Origin of the sequence: Chitinophaga sp. CC14 (assembly GCF_048957795.1) — a bacterium.
Classification (GTDB): Bacteria; Bacteroidota; Bacteroidia; order Chitinophagales; family Chitinophagaceae; genus Chitinophaga; species Chitinophaga ginsengisegetis.
In genome coordinates, this window is record NZ_JARBFY010000005.1 from 237,930 (window position 1) to 251,509 (window position 13,580).

General features: G+C 48.1%; 13 protein-coding genes. 5 read left to right on the top strand and 8 right to left on the bottom strand.

Annotated features, from left to right (window positions below; all coding sequences use genetic code 11):
• Positions 1–88 precede the first annotated feature (88 nt).
• A complete protein-coding gene (locus PV783_RS20545; RefSeq protein ID WP_420989382.1) occupies positions 89–919 on the top strand; it encodes a DUF4440 domain-containing protein in 831 nt (276 codons plus the stop codon).
• On the opposite strand, the gene PV783_RS20550 is transcribed toward PV783_RS20545, so the two are convergent.
• The 6 genes from PV783_RS20550 to PV783_RS20575 all read right to left on the bottom strand — a co-directional run bounded on the left by PV783_RS20550 (position 863) and on the right by PV783_RS20575 (position 5,778).
• The gene (locus PV783_RS20550) at positions 863–1,870 is read right to left on the bottom strand and encodes a cyclase family protein (protein WP_420989383.1); all 1,008 of its coding nucleotides are present in this window, start codon (positions 1,868–1,870) and stop codon (positions 863–865) included. The two genes, PV783_RS20545 and PV783_RS20550, sit on opposite strands and share 57 nt — an antisense overlap.
• 99 nt (positions 1,871–1,969) lie before the next feature.
• Positions 1,970–2,104 carry a hypothetical protein gene (locus PV783_RS20555; protein WP_420989384.1) on the bottom strand — a complete coding sequence of 45 codons (135 nt, stop codon included), beginning with the start codon at positions 2,102–2,104 and terminating at the stop codon, positions 1,970–1,972.
• Positions 2,105–2,252: 148 nt separating this feature from the next.
• Complete coding sequence (locus PV783_RS20560) at positions 2,253–3,338, bottom strand: NADH:flavin oxidoreductase (protein ID WP_420989385.1); 1,086 nt, start codon at positions 3,336–3,338, stop codon at positions 2,253–2,255.
• Positions 3,339–3,413: 75 nt separating this feature from the next.
• A complete protein-coding gene (locus tag PV783_RS20565; protein ID WP_111579741.1) occupies positions 3,414–3,989 on the bottom strand; it encodes a dihydrofolate reductase family protein in 576 nt (191 codons plus the stop codon).
• Positions 3,990–4,119: 130 nt separating this feature from the next.
• Entirely contained in the window at positions 4,120–4,968 is an 849-nt protein-coding gene (locus PV783_RS20570; protein WP_420989386.1) for an isocitrate lyase/PEP mutase family protein, read from the bottom strand.
• Between the two features lie 33 nt (positions 4,969–5,001).
• Positions 5,002–5,778: a pseudouridylate synthase gene (locus PV783_RS20575; protein WP_420989387.1), complete on the bottom strand. Its 777-nt coding sequence runs from the start codon at positions 5,776–5,778 to the stop codon at positions 5,002–5,004.
• A 325-nt stretch (positions 5,779–6,103) separates the two neighbouring features.
• On the opposite strand from PV783_RS20575, the gene PV783_RS20580 reads away from it, so the two are divergent.
• The 3 genes from PV783_RS20580 (at position 6,104) to PV783_RS20590 (ending at position 11,136) form a co-directional block, all read left to right on the top strand.
• Entirely contained in the window at positions 6,104–6,949 is an 846-nt protein-coding gene (locus PV783_RS20580) for a class I SAM-dependent methyltransferase (protein WP_420989388.1), read from the top strand.
• Positions 6,950–7,278: 329 nt separating this feature from the next.
• A complete protein-coding gene (locus tag PV783_RS20585) occupies positions 7,279–9,240 on the top strand; it encodes an ATP-binding protein (protein ID WP_420989389.1) in 1,962 nt (653 codons plus the stop codon).
• 27 nt (positions 9,241–9,267) lie between these two features.
• Positions 9,268–11,136, top strand: coding sequence for a hypothetical protein (locus tag PV783_RS20590; protein WP_420989390.1), 1,869 nt, complete (start codon positions 9,268–9,270; stop codon positions 11,134–11,136).
• Between the two features lie 7 nt (positions 11,137–11,143).
• Here the strand turns inward: PV783_RS20590 and PV783_RS20595 are convergent, their stop codons facing one another.
• Entirely contained in the window at positions 11,144–11,488 is a 345-nt protein-coding gene (locus PV783_RS20595) for a winged helix-turn-helix transcriptional regulator (protein WP_420989391.1), read from the bottom strand.
• Positions 11,489–11,603: 115 nt separating this feature from the next.
• On the opposite strand from PV783_RS20595, the gene PV783_RS20600 reads away from it, so the two are divergent.
• Complete coding sequence (locus PV783_RS20600; RefSeq protein WP_420989392.1) at positions 11,604–12,596, top strand: aldo/keto reductase; 993 nt, start codon at positions 11,604–11,606, stop codon at positions 12,594–12,596.
• Here PV783_RS20600 and PV783_RS20605 read toward each other — a convergent pair.
• Positions 12,590–13,438 carry a helix-turn-helix domain-containing protein gene (locus PV783_RS20605; protein ID WP_420989393.1) on the bottom strand — a complete coding sequence of 283 codons (849 nt, stop codon included), beginning with the start codon at positions 13,436–13,438 and terminating at the stop codon, positions 12,590–12,592. The two genes, PV783_RS20600 and PV783_RS20605, sit on opposite strands and share 7 nt — an antisense overlap.
• Between the last annotated feature and the right edge of the window lie 142 nt (positions 13,439–13,580).

Genomic DNA, 13,580 nt, shown 5'->3' on the forward strand with positions numbered 1-13,580 from the left:
ACATAGTACTATGTATTGAATAGTACCATGTAATAATCTATCTTTGTACCAGACAAGCCGTCATTCTATTACATAAACAATTTCCCTAATGAAAAAACAGCTTATAGTCGCCACCCTGGTACTGGTAAGTATGCTCTCCTTCCGCAGCATATCCGTGGCACAGAACAACGATCAACAACTGTCTGCCGTCATACTGCATCACGATAGTCTTTTCTGGCAGGCGTATAATAATTGTGACGTATCAAAAATGATGAGTTACTTCTCGGAAGACATAGAATTCTATCACGACAAAGGAGGCATCACGCTCGGTATACCCGCTTTGGCGCAATCATTTGAAAAAGGAGTTTGCAGCAACAGGGATAGTTTTACTTTAAGAAGAGAAGTGATCGACAGCAGCATCAAAGCATTCCCGCTCAAAAAAGATGGCGTGATATACGGCGCCATACTTACCGGCAGCCACCTGTTTTATGTACAGGAAAAAGGAAAGAAGGAACATGCAGAAGGACTTGCAAAATTCACCCATCTGTGGCTGCTGAAAAACGGTAGTTGGAAAATGACGCGGGTGCTGAGTTACGACCACGGCCCGGCGCCTTATATCAATAAAAGAAAGGCCCTTACATTACCGGCTGATGTACTGCGTAGCTACGCCGGTAAATATAAAGGCCCGCAAACCGCTGCTATGTATATAAAGGCGGAAGCTGGATCACTCCTTATGCAGATAGGCGATAAAAACTTTTCGCTTTATGCAGAGAAAGAAAATCTCTTCTTTTCGAAAGACCGTGACCTCACTTTTGAGTTTATAAAAAAGGGAAATGAGGTGATGAAACTGATCGTACGTGAACGCGATGAAATAGCGGAAGAATTACAACGGGATAGCCAGGGGACGGACGGGCGCGCCACTGGCGCCTCTCAGCTTTAGAGGCTGCCCGATAAAAACAAACTCCTTTATCTTTGCAACAGACAATTCTTCGAGATACAACAACTCAATAAACATCACGCCTTTTTGTGCGAGCAGGTAAGTATGCCCCGGCAACCAGTTTTTATCGTTGCCGGAAGGCATTACCTCTACGCTCAGGTTATCAGCGCCCAGCGTCATCACCCCTTTTTCTTCTATCAGCCATTTTATGGCTTCCATGCTCATGCCTGGTGTGTTGCTCATGAACCGTTCCGTGTCGGTGTAGAAATATTTCATGAGTCCTGTTCTGATCAGCACAATGTCTCCTTTTTGAATGTCGAGGTGTTGCGCTTGTAACAGTTGCCGCAGCTCTGCCAATGTGATCACGTAGTTTCCGGGAAGCACCTCCACGCCTTTCCAGGCGGGAATGTCGATCAGCACAGCCCTTCCGATAATGGGCGGAATATTTTCTGCACCACCTTTATCCCAGCCACGGTCGCCCAGGTGTTCATCTGCCGAGTATCCGTTCCAGATCCTGCCATTCAAACCAAAGTGGGAAAGTGCGTCGATGTGTGTGCCGGTATGCGTGTACATGGATACGGCATCACCGGTATAACTTACTTTCCTGTTCATCTCATCGCCTTGTTTGGTAACGTTGCCAACAACAGTACCGCGGGGTGTATGTGTAAGCCAGTATTGATAGGGAGGGTCGCCCAAGGCAGTGAAGCCGGGCATTCCCGTAAAGTATTCCACACCGAGATCATAAACTTTCCCCGTTCTTATCCTGGAGAACAGGGAAAGATTATTACTGTCGCTCATCATATTCAGTGTGCCAATTTCGTCTGATTTTCCCCAGGGACTGATCCCTGCCTGTTCCGTTGCATGTGTATTTTGTCCTGCTGCGGTGATGGCTCCTGCTAATGGCATCGCCAGCAATAACTGCTTATACCAGCTGTACCTGTTTCGTGTATTCATCTTCGTTAGTTTTTATGTTACTCACACAAAAGTAAAGAGGATGATAACCACGCCACAGGTACAATGCGGGGATTGTGCTGTAATTTCAGGGGTATGTTATTACCAATAATATCCGTGATGATAATAATGATGATGATGACGCGGATAATACCCTGGCCTGTCGCGCACAACCAGGCAACTGCTTAACCCGGATATGAGTGTAACTGTAACGATAAGATATTTTAACGTTCTCATGATGACAAAATTTGAATGTGTGATGAATAGATGGAAGTTAAGCGACTGCAGGCGGTTTAAGCTTCTTGTTCATCTACCATAAATGATAAAACTATGCCAGAGTGATAGGAGAACTGTTATCTATTGTTAACGCGTTATTGATACCGGCTTACACGAGGCTGTACAACGCTTCCCTGTTGAATCCCTGCAGTTCGCCCAACCGGTTTTCTTTTACTTTTTGCACCCAGTAAGGATCTGTAAGAATAGACCGCCCTACTGCCACCAGGTCAAATTCGTTATCGTCCATCCTGCGCACCAGGTTTTCGAGAGATGCCGGCGCGGAATCCTCTCCCCGGTGCAATGAAATAATATCTTTATCCAAACCTACAGAACCCACGGTGATAGTGGCTTTGCCGGTAAGCTTTTTTGCCCAGCCGGCGAAGTTCAGTCCTGATCCTTCAAACTCAGGTTCCCAGAAACGGCGTGTAGAACAGTGGAAGATATCGATCCCTGCATCTGCCAGTGGTGTTAACCACGCGGCCATTTCCGCCGGCGTTGCGGCGAGTTTACTATGCAGGTCTGTAAGATGCCATTGCGACAGCCGCATCATAACAGCAAAATTATCTCCCACCTGCCTGCGTATTTCTTTGGTAACTGCTATGGCAAACCGGCTGCGTTCTGCCAATGTTTTACCGCCAAAAAAATCGGTCCTTGTATTGGTGTTGCTACGGAAAAACTGGTCGATTAAATAACCATGCGCGCCCTGTACTTCCACGCTGTTAAATCCCATGCGTTTGGCATCGGCGGCGGCGCGGCCAAAGGCCATGATCGTATCGGCAATAGCTGCATCGGTCATGGCGATACCATTGCCTGCTCCGGAAGGGCCTTCAAACGGCGCCGGCGGCAGCCATCCGGATGCGTGATTTTCCTGGATGCCGCAATGCCAGAGCTGTGGCGCCATCTGGCCACCGGCAGCCAGTACACTGTCGATCACCTGCTGCCATCCGGCCAGCGATTCCTCTCCATAAAACCTGGGAACATTGGCTTCATTAGCCGAAGAAGGCCGGTCAATCACCGTGCCTTCCGAAATGATGAGGCCCACTTCTCCTTCGGCCCGCCGTTTATAATAACCGGCTACGTCGGCGGCAGGAACGCCGCCCGGAGAACACGACCGGGTCATCGGGGACATTACAAAGCGATTCTTTGTATGCAATGATTTCAGGGCGAATGGCCTGAATAAGCTGCTGGTATTCATACTGCGTTGTTTATATCCTATGACGATCGACATCGCCGGACGGGGACAACGCGCTTATTCTTCCGGATATAAATCTTATACGTGGTAAGTATGTGCGATGATTCCTTTCGGGAAAACCTTTACCTCTGCCAACTTCAGGTAAACCGGTGTTTTCAGCGCGCTGAAGATGGGCAATCCCGAACCTAATGCAACGGGATGAACAGCCAGGTGATATTCATCGATGAGCCCCGTTGCTATGAGATTTTGCATAAATCCCGCGCCGCCAATTGCTACAATTGGCTTCCCGGATTCCGCTTTAAGTGCCCTGATTCCTTCAGCAAGATCGCCGTCGAAAACCCGCGCCGCTGCCCAGGATGCCGTGGCGGGCGACTGTTCCGCAAAATCAATACCCTTGAATCCCTTTTTTGTAAAAACGGCCTTGGGAATGTTGTTCATCGGCTCAGCAAAAGGCCCGGTGGCAGTGGGCCAGTAAGGGGCCATTGTTTCAAACGACTTCCGGCCCATGATAATCAGCCCTGCCTCCCTGATTACCCCGGCACTCCAGGCCAGTGACTCCTCGTCGCCGGTTTTGAAAACCCAATCTTTCTGGTCATTGGTGTCGGATACGAAACCGTCGAGTGAAGCCGACATCTTCATGATTAACTTCCGCATAGTGAATTAATTTGTTTCACAAATGTACCCAGCGCTTCCCGAAGCTACGAGGGGGAAAGACGTCAATCTGAGGGGGCGGTTGCGTCGGGCCGGCAATTGTTCTGGTCTTTCTGGTTGCGGACTAAAACGCTCAATATTCGCTGAACAGTGTATTGATCTCTCCATAAGGTTTTGCTTCCTCCGCATAAGCGAAGGTGCCTTTATGCAATACTTCCTCCGCTGCCCGGAACATGGCGCCATAGGCGGCTCTTATCAGGGAGGAGCCAAGGCTTACACGTTTTACGCCCAGGTCTTCCAGCTGCTGCAATGAAAAGTTGCCGCCGGAAAGTCCCATCACCACGTTTACAGGACGGGGCGCTACGGCTTTTACCACAGCGGTTATCTCCTCCGGCGTTTTCAGTCCGGGGGCAAACAGCACATCGGCGCCGGCATCTGCAAAAGCTTCCAGTCGCTTTATGGTGTCTTTAAGATCGGGGCGGCCATAGATAAGGTTCTCTGCTCTTGCGGTGAGTGTAAAAGGATAAGGTAAACTCCGCGCTGCCGCCACAGCAGCTTTCACGCGCGCTACCGCGAGGTCGAATGGATAGATCGGATCATCCGGCTTACCGGTGGCATCTTCTATAGAACCTCCTGCCAGCCCGGATTTTGCCGCAAGCAGTATCGTTTCGACGCATACGGATGGCTCATCGCCGTAACCATTTTCCAGGTCGGCCGCCACTGGCAACGCAGTGGCGTTAATAATGTCCCGGACGTTTTGCAGCGTTTCCTCCCGGGTTACGGCCGCGTGGCCATCGGGTTTACCCAAAGAAAAAGCAAGACCGGCGCTGGTGGTAGCCAGCGCTTTGAATCCGAGTAGTTCCAATACCCTTGCGGATCCTGCATCCCAGGGGTTGGGAGCAATAAAAATACCGGAACGCTGGTGGAGCGCCTGAAAGGCTTCGGCCCTGGCGCGTAATGAATTGTTTGCTGATGGTTTCATATCGGATATTTACGGGGGTAAATATAGTAACTCCTACTCTCCCAGCATGTGCGCTAATATGGCCGCACATTTTTCACGGCAGGGAGCGTAAAAGTGACCATGCTGCCAGTAGTCTGATTTAGGCGATTGCCCCCACCAGAATTCAGCCAGCGCCAGTGGCTCCATTGCATGCCGGAAAGCGTATTGCAGTAACTTGGGCGCCGCGCATTCGCCAGCCCCGGCAGGTGGCTTACCGGAGGGCGTGTGCTCAAAAATCTCGATTAAGCTTTTGGATGTTCCGGCTTTATTCAGGAAATGATACTGTTCAAAAATTTTATGTTGCAGTGCAGTAGAATGATTTTTCCGTAATATTTTGAGAAGACGGACCTGTTCTGCGCTTGCGTCATCATCAAACGCTTCCAGGATGCCGATTTCTTCATTGATTGCTGTGAGTTTCAGCATGCCGGTATTCACAAACCCGCCGGGTTCCAGTCCGTCGAAAATGGGCGGCACAAATTTCGCATGGTGGTTGCCACCCGCCAATTTGCCGGAGAATGCCGCCAGGTAACCCAGCTTATCATCTTTCGTTCTTACAATCAATACGCCGAACATCTTCCCGATAATTGTGCCTGCCGCATTACCCGGTAAACCAAAATTATGCTCCCACTCCTGCTGTTGCTGCAAATGTGCCTGTAAATGGCCTGCTGCCAGCAGGCAAAGCGGATGAGGCGCACCGTTCAATGAAAAGGTAAGCCCTTCAGCTAATTCATTAACGGCTGTTGACTCGTCGAAAGGGCTGAACACAGACGGCTCATAAACCACACTATCCATTACCAACGTTGTGAATTTTAATATAAAAAGCTTCAGAAAAGATCTGAAGCCTTCTATTGATGGCCACAAAGGTACTAAAATACTGGTCGTTTACCACCATTTTCCCCAAGCCCCCCGCAATGGCAGCAGGAATAAAACGCCCGCCATTTTCACGTTAAAAGACCTTATTTTTGGCAAACAGATCAACCGCCAGGCCACAACACACCCCAAACACCTGGTTGTCAGCAAACATAAACGTCTGGCACTTTCATTATCAATGGCACAAATGCTTCAACAGGAGTTAAGCGTAATTATTTATTGTAACCTTTTAATTAAACCCCACATTATGGAACAAGTACTTGAACAAATCCGCGATCAGCAAAAGGATGCCTGGAATAAGTTCTCTCCCGGCTGGAAAAAATGGGATGAACTTACGATGGACTTTCTGCAGCCAATGGGCGATGAAATTATCCGGGCGCTCCACCTTAAAGAAAACGATGTGGTGCTGGATGTAGCCGCAGGCACCGGTGAACCGGGGCTCACCATTGCATCAAAGCTGAAAAACGGCAGGGTAGTAATTACTGACCTTGCTGAACACATGCTGGAAATAGCCCGTGAAAATGCTGCCAGAAGAGGCATACAAAACGTGGAAACAGTTGCCTGTGACGTTTGTGAACTCCCCTTTGCCGACAATACATTTGATGCCATCAGCTGCCGGTTCGGATTTATGTTTTTCCCCGACATGCAGCTGGCAGCAAATGAAATGGTACGGGTGCTTAAACCCGGTGGCAGAATGGCCACATCGGTATGGAATGTGCCGGAGAAAAACTTTTGGGTGACCGCTATCATGGGCACCATTAACCGGAATATGGAACTGCCGCCGCCACCTCCGGACGCACCGGGAATGTTCCGTTGCGCGAAAGATCAGCTGATCGCCGGCTTATTCGAAAAAGCAGGACTGAAAAACATCTCCCAGAAAGAAATTACCGGGAAACTGAACTGTAAAACAACAGATGTATACTGGAATATGATGACCGAGATAGGCGCCCCCATTGTGGCAGCGCTCAGCAAATGCGATGATGCCATGAAAGAAAAAATAAAGAGAGAAGTATTTGAAGCAGTGAACCAGAAATACCCTTCCGGAGATGTGATGATTGAATCCAGCGCGCTGGTGATTTATGGAGAGAAATAATGATTGCCTTATTAAGCCCGCACAGCATGGCTATGCGGGCTTAATGTTACTACCAGCCACCTTTTAGGTCCCTTCTACCCCCTCCGGAGCGGAAATAAATCCACTGACATAATATTTTCGTATATTCAGGTGTGGCTAACGTTAAGCATACGTTAATCAGGTAATTTTAATTACCGGGAATGCATTATCCAATTATACACTCCTATCTTTCTATAACTATTGAAAAACAAAACCGAAACACGCACCGGGAAACAACTGTTCATTATTAATACACGTATTTCTTCCCACTATCACAGGCGCTTCATCATTAACCAAACAGGTAGAAAAACATGAAACAGGGTCATGTGTTATTGCTATTTGCCGGCCGGTTAAAAAAGAAGGCTCATTTTCCTGGACGCAACAGCACCGTGTGGAAAATATCTGTGGCAGTATGCCTGCTCTGTTATGCAGGAGCAGTACAGGCCGGCGTTATTCCGGCAGACAGTATGCGGTATGTAGACCAACTCAATCGCCAGGCTATTTTATTTCAGCAAAAAGAACTGGACTCCGCTTTTCATTATGCCACACAAGCCAGGGAAATTGCTACCCGCCTGGATTATACCAAAGGAAAGGCAGACGCCTGGCATGTTCTCGGCAACTACTACGGACTAAATACCAACAACTACCTTTGTATCCGCTATTATATAGACGCCCTCCAGGCATATAAAAAGCTGAACGACAGCAGCGGCATTGGCCAGCTGTATGCGCGTATCAGCGCGTATTACCAGCAATCCGGTCAGCACCCTTCTGCGGTACATTATGTCAATAAAGCAATGGACATAGGGCGCCGCCTCCGCAACGATTCCATGTACGCCATCATATTAAGCCAGTACGCAGACGTAAATATGGAAGACGCTTCCAAACAAGACTCTGTTCAATGGGCACTGGCAACTGCCCGTCCTGTTTTCAACCGCTATCATGATAAGCCTGCACTGTTTCAGCTGGAGCTATTGAACACAAGGCGCCTGCTGCTTGAAAAGAATACGGCCGCTGCCCGGGAAAAATTGCGCGCCCTGATTACCACCGCTTCTGCAGATGGTTACTATTACCCCGCTATGAATGCGGCCCGCCTGATGGCCGCCACCAGCGCCGGTATGCACCAGGCAGATTCTATTCAATACCTGGCGCAGATGATCGCATCATCTGTAAAGGGTGGCTACCGCTCACTCATGCTACCCTATGCTATCCAGCTATACGATTGGTATACAAAGCAAGGAAAACCAGATACCGCGGCCTATTACAGCGGTGTGCTGCTGGACATCCTGCAAAAAAGAACCGCTGTTAAATCCGATGGGGAAATGGATTACATCTCCTTTTATACCCAGCAACATGATATACATTCCCTGAAACTCAAACGCGCCATACAGGAGAAAATACTGGGTAAACAACAACTCGAAGGCAGGATCCGCCTTTTCCTGGTAGGATTCCTTTCTATATTACTGGTGCTGGCTACTTTAACAGGCATCTATTTCTTCCGCGCTTTCAGAAAAACAAAAAAGAATGCCATCCTCCTGGCCTCAAAGAACCGGGAGATTAATGAAAAAAATATCCTGCTGCGTGAACACGACGATTTCAAAAACAAGCTGGTATCCGTAGTGGCACACGATTTCAGGTCGCCGCTCAGCAATATCATTAATATTGCTGTTTTTTTGAAAGAAGAAGTGTTAATGCCTGAAGAAGCAAACGAGTGGATGATGGAAGTAGAACGCACCGCCGGCTATACCCTGCAGATCTTTGATAACATACAGGCGTGGATCAGCTCTCAGTCGTCCGGGTTTGTATATACCCCGGAGCCCTGTACACCTGCCGATATGATCCCGGAAGTGCTCCAATACCTGGAAAAAATGATCAGCAGCAAACAGCTGCAGATAGTGGTGGATACCGGGTCTTCAACCGTTTGGGCAAACCGGGAAATGCTCCAGTTTGTACACCGCAACCTGATTCACAATGCTATAAAATTCTCCCCGGAAAAAGGCGTGATACATATAACAGCGCACACAGATCATGATAGTATGACCTTATCAATAGCAGACAACGGGCCGGGAATACAGGAAGATATTTTACCACATCTTTTTGAATACAGTAACAAAAAAGAGAATAGTGGCGGGCACGAAGGCGCCGGCCTTGCATTGATCATCTGCCGGGATTTTATTGATAAGATGAACGGGCAGCTAAAAGCCGGTAACCTGCCGGAAGGAGGCGCGATATTCTCTTATAGCCTGCGGCTGGCTAAGCCTAACCAATTGCAATAAACTATGATAAAAGGTTACTTAAAATATTTGCATGGTATCCTACTGCTGATGGCGCTCACCGGCAGTATGACAGCGCTTGCCCAAACAGATAACTTCCGGCAGCTGCATGAAAAGCTGCAACAGGAAAAAGACAGCGCTAAGTATGTTAAATTATTAAACAGCCTTTCCTTTTATCATCACCGCAATAACCTCGACAGCTGTTTCTGGTATGCCACCAAAGCGCTGGAAATAGCCCTGCGCCGGCAGGATGAGAAAGGTAAATCCTACGCCTATACGAATTTCGCCTTGTTCTACACAAAAAAAAGAAATCTTAAACTGGCCATCATCTATAATTACAGGGCACTGGAAATAGACTACGCACTGAGCGACTCCGCAAATATCAGCATTGATCTCAGCAACCTGGCCCTCGCCTACCGGGCGGAAGGCAATCTCGGTAAAGCACAGGAATATGAGCAGCGGTCGTTGCAGCTGGGCAGCAAATACCCGGAACTGGGCGACTATAAGGTCGACCTGATTAACTACCTCGAATACTACTGGAATAACCCCGCGAAAATTGACTCCGTAAAATGGGCGCTGCGCGAATTGCACACCATCTCTTCAAAGAAGCCTTACAGCATGGAGTGGTACGAATCCCGGATCTATGAAACGCTGACATCCATCAAAACAAAACCCTTCCGGCAAACAGAAAAGCAGCTGAAAGACCTTGCCGCCGACGCCTACCGGAGAGGGCTACCCGATGAATCCTTAACCGCCTATGTGCTGATGCTCCGCGATGTGCTGCCAATGGGATACGATGTAGACTCTATTGCCTATGCAGAAAAGATTTTCCTGCTGGCAAAAGAAATAGGAGACGATGAAGTGATTATGAAAATGATCCCTAAATTATATAAACATTATTTACCGGGGAAAGACTGGCGCCGGATAGCCCTTTATGGCGCATCCATCCGGCAGCTGGCCATGTTTGAACAATCCGAAGCGGGTAAACTGCCCGTAGTGGATCATATCAGCTACTTCCTGAAAGAACAGGAAATGCAGGAACTGCAGATTGCCAGCCAGCTGCAGCAACATGCCATCGGGCAAAGCAACCTGCAGCGGACCAGTCACCGGATACTATTGATATTCCTGCTGGCACTCCTCATACTGTTACTCATCTTCACCGCTATCTATTGCTTTTCCTATTATGCTTACCGCCGGCATACCAGGGCACTGGCCGCGCTTAATGCAGATATAACGGAGAAGAACATACGATTACAGGCCGGGGATGATTTTAAGAACAGGTTATTATCATTGATAGCGCATGATTTCCGCGCACCGATCAATGATATTCTCCACACCGCGCGGTTGTGGCAACGCGGCACAAACAACCAGCGTGCCATGCTCGACAGCATCGGGCGCGTGGAACTCGACTCCCGCAGAACCCTCGACAATTTTGACGGCATCCTCCGGTGGATAAAATCGCAGTTCTCCGATTTCGCCTATCATCCCGTGTCCTGTGATATTAATGAGATGATCGCGGAAGTAATCACCGGTATAGAAACAGAAGCCGGCAACCAATCATTCCGCATTACCACCAGCATCCCGGACGCAACCGTGGTAGCTGCAGACGCTGAAATGCTGCAATTTGTGCATCGTACCATCCTGCGGCAACTGATTACGCTCACAGGAAATAATGGCACTATTGATATACAGGTACAACAACATGCCGGGCAAACCACCTTTACCGCAACGGGCAGCCCTATTGCGGTTACGCCGCCACTGCTCCGGTTGCTGGATCTGCCGCAGCAGGAAGATAAACTGATACTGGTTACCTGTAAAGACTTTATGAATAAAATGGGTGGCAGCCTACAGGTAAAATCAGACAAGCCGGATACTTTTGCATTTATCTATCAGCTATGATGCTTCTTTAACGGGTCACTCTTTTAAGCTGTTCAATATTATTATTGCCCCATTTAATCATGGCCATCATCATGGGCATAAGGGTTAAGCCAAATTCAGTTAACTGGTATTCCACTTTAGGCACGGTTTCGTCAAAAACAGTTTTGCTGATAATTTCATGCTTCACCAGTTGCGTCAGCTGTGCATCCAGCACTCTCCTGCTGGCGTGAGGAATTTTCCTTTGCAGTTCGCCGGGGCGGCTTACACCGTTGGCAATGTAATAAATCAGGGGAACCTTCCATCGCCCGTATAATATTTCCCGGACATATTCATGTCCGCAATCCAGTATTGGAATTTTTCGCTGGTATGTCATAAAAAAAATTCAAAAGTATATGTTCTCTTTCAGGCTGGCGGTATAGATAAATTTATCCGTACTTGCTGGCTAACCCATTCCTGCTGACTTTTGTGTTCAATAAAAAGAACAAGTTATGAAATATAAGACCTTTGGCACAAATACCGGGTTGTACGTAAGCGAGCTGATATTGGGAGGCGCCAGCTTCGGCGCCACTACCGGCTATGGCGCAAGCAAAGCGGAAGCAACTAGCATCCTGGAAAGTTATGCGGACGCCGGCGGAAATTTTATTGATACCTCAGACGCCTACCAATACGGAGAATCAGAAAAAGTAATTGGTGAATTTATTGCGGCAAACCGGAACGACTTTGTGATCTCTTCAAAATTTACCCGGAGCGCAAGTGCTACGCCGGCCATCAGTGCGCTGGGAAATAACCGCAAAGCCATGATCCAGTCTGTGGAGCAAAGCCTGAAACGCCTGAAAACAGACCGTATTGATATTTACATCGCGCATTTCGACGACGGTGTAACCCCTGTAGAAGAACTGGTACGTGGATTTGATGACCTGGTAAGTGCGGGAAAAATTATATACGGCGGGTTATCGAACTTCCCGGCGTGGAAAGTGGCTACCGCTGTTACAAGTGCTAATCTTCATTTTAAAGCACCCGTTATTGCGTTACAAACGGAATACAGTCTCATTCAGCGGGTGCCGGAGAAAGAGTTGCTGCCAATGGCGGGCAACTTTGGTTTGGGCGTTATGGCTTATTCGCCGTTAGCAGGAGGCTTGCTTACCGGCAAATACAGGAAGAACGGCACCGGCCGGATCACCCGTATGAACAATGAAAAGCAGCTTCACAACGGGCGCAATGAGGCCATACTGGATCGTGTTATTGCTATTGCAGATGAAACAGGTAGCAGTCCTGCCAATGTGGCCGTGGCCTGGATTTGTTCAAAAGGCATCTTCCCGGTAATTGGTCCCAGGGCAAAGGCACATCTCGATGAATACCTTGCCTCGCTACAGGTTCATCTAACAAAAGAACAAATCGCTTTATTGGACGAGGTAAGTGAGATCCCGATGGAATACCCGCACGACCTGATCAAAACGCAACGGGAGCTGTTGTTTCAATAAGACTGCCACTTCAATGATGGCGGGAGATGTTCCAGGCAGGCAAAATTATCGGACGCAAATTCATTGGGCGTGATACCGAGGAAGTGCTGAAAGTCCCTGATGAGGTGCGTTTGATCCGTATAGTTAAATTCATAGGAAACGGCAGGCCACTTTATTGCAGGGTATTGCATCTTATAATAAAGCATATTGGTGAAGCGGATCATCCTGCTGTAATATTTCGGGGTGATCCCTACTTCTTTAGTAAAATTCCTTTCCAGCTGCCGGTGTGATAAGCAAACTTTTTCCTGCAATCCTGTAATAGCCGGCGGGATCCTGTTAGCAGAAATAAGCATAGCCATATGATCTACCGGCGCTGATATGAGCGTAGTACCGGCCATTTTCATGAGATAAGGTTCAACAACAGCCACACAGCTGTCTATATCATTACAACCCATCAGGCGCTCTGTTATTTCAGCAAAAAGCGACGCCCGGATCAGCGTGCAATCAATCAGCTGATCTTTAAACTCAATAGCCGGGATGCCCAGCAAGCCGTATAGTCCGGCGGGTGTTAACCTCAAAATAAAAGCGGTAAAATTCCCGGCAACACGGATAAAAGATTTCTTACGGGTACGGATTCCCCTGATTATACAGGGAGAAAAAGGAATTTCCCTCCCGGAAGAAAAATCTACACTTTGAATTTGTCCGTCCAGGTAGAAGTCGATTGTACTCTGGCACCATAACGGCATTGCCTTCTCCAGCAAAGCTCCCGCAGGAATTGCTACTTTCCTGTAAACATATTCCATCACAAAAGGTCGTAGTGATGCACAGGGAACCCTGGTTACTATTTCCAATGAAGACGACATGAAAGGATTGTTTGAGATATTGGTTACAAATCAGCTATTTCCAGTACAGCATACTATACGAAGGTAGCATTTTCAACATTCGGCGGTATATAAAATGTCGATTTTCTCCTATACCGGTATTTCTTTTTGAGATAATTTCACC

Bases quoted from the DNA above. Each gene is read 5' to 3' on its own strand.
- PV783_RS20545 (WP_420989382.1), top strand. From the start codon at position 89: ATGAAAAAACAGCTTATAGTCGCCACCCTGGTACTGGTAAGTATGCTC.
- PV783_RS20550 (WP_420989383.1), bottom strand. From the start codon at position 1,870: ATGAATACACGAAACAGGTACAGCTGGTATAAGCAGTTATTGCTGGCG.
- PV783_RS20555 (WP_420989384.1), bottom strand. From the start codon at position 2,104: ATGAGAACGTTAAAATATCTTATCGTTACAGTTACACTCATATCCGGG.
- PV783_RS20560 (WP_420989385.1), bottom strand. From the start codon at position 3,338: ATGAATACCAGCAGCTTATTCAGGCCATTCGCCCTGAAATCATTGCAT.
- PV783_RS20565 (WP_111579741.1), bottom strand. From the start codon at position 3,989: ATGCGGAAGTTAATCATGAAGATGTCGGCTTCACTCGACGGTTTCGTA.
- PV783_RS20570 (WP_420989386.1), bottom strand. From the start codon at position 4,968: ATGAAACCATCAGCAAACAATTCATTACGCGCCAGGGCCGAAGCCTTT.
- PV783_RS20575 (WP_420989387.1), bottom strand. From the start codon at position 5,778: ATGGATAGTGTGGTTTATGAGCCGTCTGTGTTCAGCCCTTTCGACGAG.
- PV783_RS20580 (WP_420989388.1), top strand. From the start codon at position 6,104: ATGGAACAAGTACTTGAACAAATCCGCGATCAGCAAAAGGATGCCTGG.
- PV783_RS20585 (WP_420989389.1), top strand. From the start codon at position 7,279: ATGAAACAGGGTCATGTGTTATTGCTATTTGCCGGCCGGTTAAAAAAG.
- PV783_RS20595 (WP_420989391.1), bottom strand. From the start codon at position 11,488: ATGACATACCAGCGAAAAATTCCAATACTGGATTGCGGACATGAATAT.
- PV783_RS20600 (WP_420989392.1), top strand. From the start codon at position 11,604: ATGAAATATAAGACCTTTGGCACAAATACCGGGTTGTACGTAAGCGAG.
- PV783_RS20605 (WP_420989393.1), bottom strand. From the start codon at position 13,438: ATGTCGTCTTCATTGGAAATAGTAACCAGGGTTCCCTGTGCATCACTA.